The sequence below is a fragment of the Azotobacter chroococcum genome (assembly GCF_004339665.1).
Taxonomy (GTDB): Bacteria; Pseudomonadota; Gammaproteobacteria; order Pseudomonadales; family Pseudomonadaceae; genus Azotobacter; species Azotobacter chroococcum.
This window is the reverse complement of the sequence record NZ_SMMU01000083.1, coordinates 1-2,657: the sequence shown is the minus strand read 5'-3', so window position 1 is coordinate 2,657 and position 2,657 is coordinate 1. Positions and strand designations below refer to the sequence as shown.

Sequence of the window (2,657 nt, the reverse complement as noted above, 5' to 3'; positions counted from 1 at the left end):
CCGAACCGATTCCCTGTGCGCAGCTCTTTTAATCGCGAGCTGCGTGAGACGACAGGATACAGAGTGCAGCCCGGGCGCGCAGGCTCATCGGGGCGCATGCAGCACATGGGGCTGCTCGTCGGGCGCGGATGGAAAACGGTTTCAGTGTCGGCGCCGGCCGGATTCACTGGGACCGGCTATTTCCAAGGGCTGCTGCTACAGGAGGCGTCTATAGACGAAGCAGGCCGTCAGAACGTCGCAGGGACTGTGGAGAGTCTGGTTTTCGGGCAATCGACGATCATGATCTGGCAATACCCATTTATCGCGTTCAACGACTCCAGCAGCCCCCCTGCCGCGGCCTCGCTGCCGAGCAACGTCTATCTGCCGGCTCCAGACGCCGTTATGCCATCGGTTTCCGGGGCGACCGGGTTCTATGACTCGCTGCCGGTCGAGGTCGACATTCAGGGCAGTGGGGCTGGTGAGTGGGCGAAAGTGTTCCTGCGCCGGACTGCATCAGGAAACACGCTGACGGTCGAGAGCATCGCTACCGGAGCGTCAGGAGCCGCGCTCGTTCCGACTGCTGCGGAGGTCATGTACAAAGTTTTCGACCCCAATACTCGGGATTTGATCGGTGGATATATCTCCGGGTTCGGGTCCGGGCAGGACAACACGTTCATCCGCCTCGGGTTCGGCGCGACTTCGGCCGGCTATTACAAGATTCTGATGCGCGACTCCAGCAAGCCAGGCCGTGCCAGCCTGATTTAAGGAGCCTCCATGCTCGCACACTCAATACACGGCCGATCACGCAGCCGCTGACGCCGGCCATTTCTCGCCCTGATAGCCAACTACCCCGCTCGGCGGGGTTTTCATTTCTGGAGCCAACATGCGTCTATCTGAGATCCGCGCCGCGGCCATCGCCCCGGCGCTTGCGCTGTTGCCTGCGCGCATGACCAGCGCCCAGGCCGTAGCCCTGCTGCTTGCCATCGGCCTGCAGGAGTCCGGCCTGATCCATCGCCGGCAGGTCGGCGGGCCTGCTCGTGGCCTCTGGCAGTTCGAGCAGGGCGGCGGCGTGCGTGGCGTGCTGCAGCACCCGCTGAGCCGGTCGCATGCGCTGGCGGTCTGCGAGGTCCGCGGCATCGCGCCGGTGCCGAGCGCTGTCTATGCCGCGCTCGAGCACGACGACATCCTCGCCGCCGCCTTCGCCCGCCTGCTGCTGTGGACCGATCCGGCGCCGCTGCCGGCGATTGGTGAGGTAGGCGCCGCGTGGGATCTGTACCTGCGCACCTGGCGACCCGGCAAACCGCACCGGCACAGCTGGGACCGTCTCTATGCGCAGGCGATGGATGAGGTGCTGGCATGACCCTGCTGACAACCGCCACGGCACTGCTGCCGACCGTCGCCGGCCTGCTCGACCGCCTGATCCCTGATCCTGAGCAGAAGGCCATGGCTCAGCTCGAGCTGCTCAGGCTGCAGCAGGAAGGTGCGTTCAAGGATCTGGACGCAGCCCTGCAGGTCAACCTGGCCCAGGCGAAGATCAACGAGGTGGAGGCCGCGAGCCAGTCCGGATTCCAGGCCGGCTGGCGACCATTGGCCGGTTACGTCTGCGTGGCGGGCCTGGCCTACGAGTTCCTGGTCAGGCCGCTGCTGCCCTGGCTGCTGACCGTGGCCGGCGCCGCGGATGTTCCGCCGCTGCCCTCGCTCGATGATGTGCTGTTCGAGCTGATCTTCGGCATGCTTGGCCTTGGCACCATGCGATCGGTCGACCGCTGGAAGAGGGTGAGCATGATCGCCAATCCGAAGTGAGGCCAACCACCAACCTGCACCATCCGGAGATTGCCATGATTGACCTTCCCCAAAAAATAGACCTTTCCCACTGGAACCTGACCATCCCGGCCGGCGCCAAGATCATCCAGACTAAGAAGTTGCAGACCTATGCGTCTGAGTGGTTTGTCCGTAATGCCGACGGCTCTATCACTTTCTTCGCCCCGTCATCCGGGGATGGCATGAAGTCGACCACCAACAGCGCCTACCCGCGCAGCGAGCTTCGGGAGACCCTGCCCAACGGCGACGACGACGAGGCCAACTGGAGCCTCGGCAGCGCGCCGGTTCACAGCCTGAGCGCGACTCTGACTGTCGATGCCCTGGCAAAGAGCAAAAAGGCCATCATCGGCCAGTTCCACGGCAAGAGCACCAAGCCACCGTTCAAGCTGCAGATCACCGGCGACACCATCTACGTGCAGTACCGGCCCAAGTACAACGGCCAGGAAATCAAGGATCCGATCCTGAAGGGCTACCATCTGGGCGACATGCTGGACTATTCCGCCGAGGTGACCAGCGGCGGGGCTTTTACGGTAGTGGTCAACGGCGTCACTCGGCAGTACCAGTTCGACGTGGCTTCGTACAAGGGCGACAAGTGGTACGCCAAGGCGGGGATGTACAGCCAGGAGAAGATCGGCGGGGAGGGCGCCGGCCGGGCCACCTTCTATGCGCTGACTATGACGCATGGAAACCAGAAAGCACAGACGGTTGATCTCGAACCCGTGCGGGTACAGCCGGCCGCGCTACCGGCGGCCGAGCAGCCGGCAGAAAGCGAGGACACCACTGCCGGCATCCGCGAGCGGCTGTCCGCCATGGAGGATCTGCTCGACGACCTGCCGGAGGGAAGCGTGGGGAAGCTG

4 protein-coding genes are annotated in these 2,657 nt (G+C 64.1%); all 4 read left to right on the top strand.

All coding sequences use genetic code 11. From position 1 onward, the window contains the following. Window positions 1-744: hypothetical protein (locus tag EV691_RS23035; protein ID WP_207390295.1), on the top strand; the 744-nt coding region annotated here is incomplete at its 5' end. 118 nt (window positions 745-862) lie between these two features. Next, window positions 863-1,339, top strand: coding sequence for a hypothetical protein (locus EV691_RS23030; protein WP_131302551.1), 477 nt, complete (start codon window positions 863-865; stop codon window positions 1,337-1,339). Beyond that, window positions 1,336-1,782, top strand: a complete 447-nt coding sequence (locus tag EV691_RS23025) for a holin family protein (RefSeq protein ID WP_131302553.1) — start codon at window positions 1,336-1,338, stop codon at window positions 1,780-1,782. Before EV691_RS23030 ends, EV691_RS23025 begins: the two co-directional genes overlap by 4 nt. A 35-nt stretch (window positions 1,783-1,817) precedes the next feature. Continuing rightward, window positions 1,818-2,657, top strand: an 840-nt coding sequence (locus tag EV691_RS23020) for a polysaccharide lyase family 7 protein (RefSeq protein ID WP_131302555.1), incomplete at its 3' end; no start/stop codon positions are given.

Bases quoted from the DNA above. Each gene is read 5' to 3' on its own strand.
- EV691_RS23030 (WP_131302551.1), top strand. From the start codon at position 863: ATGCGTCTATCTGAGATCCGCGCCGCGGCCATCGCCCCGGCGCTTGCG.
- EV691_RS23025 (WP_131302553.1), top strand. From the start codon at position 1,336: ATGACCCTGCTGACAACCGCCACGGCACTGCTGCCGACCGTCGCCGGC.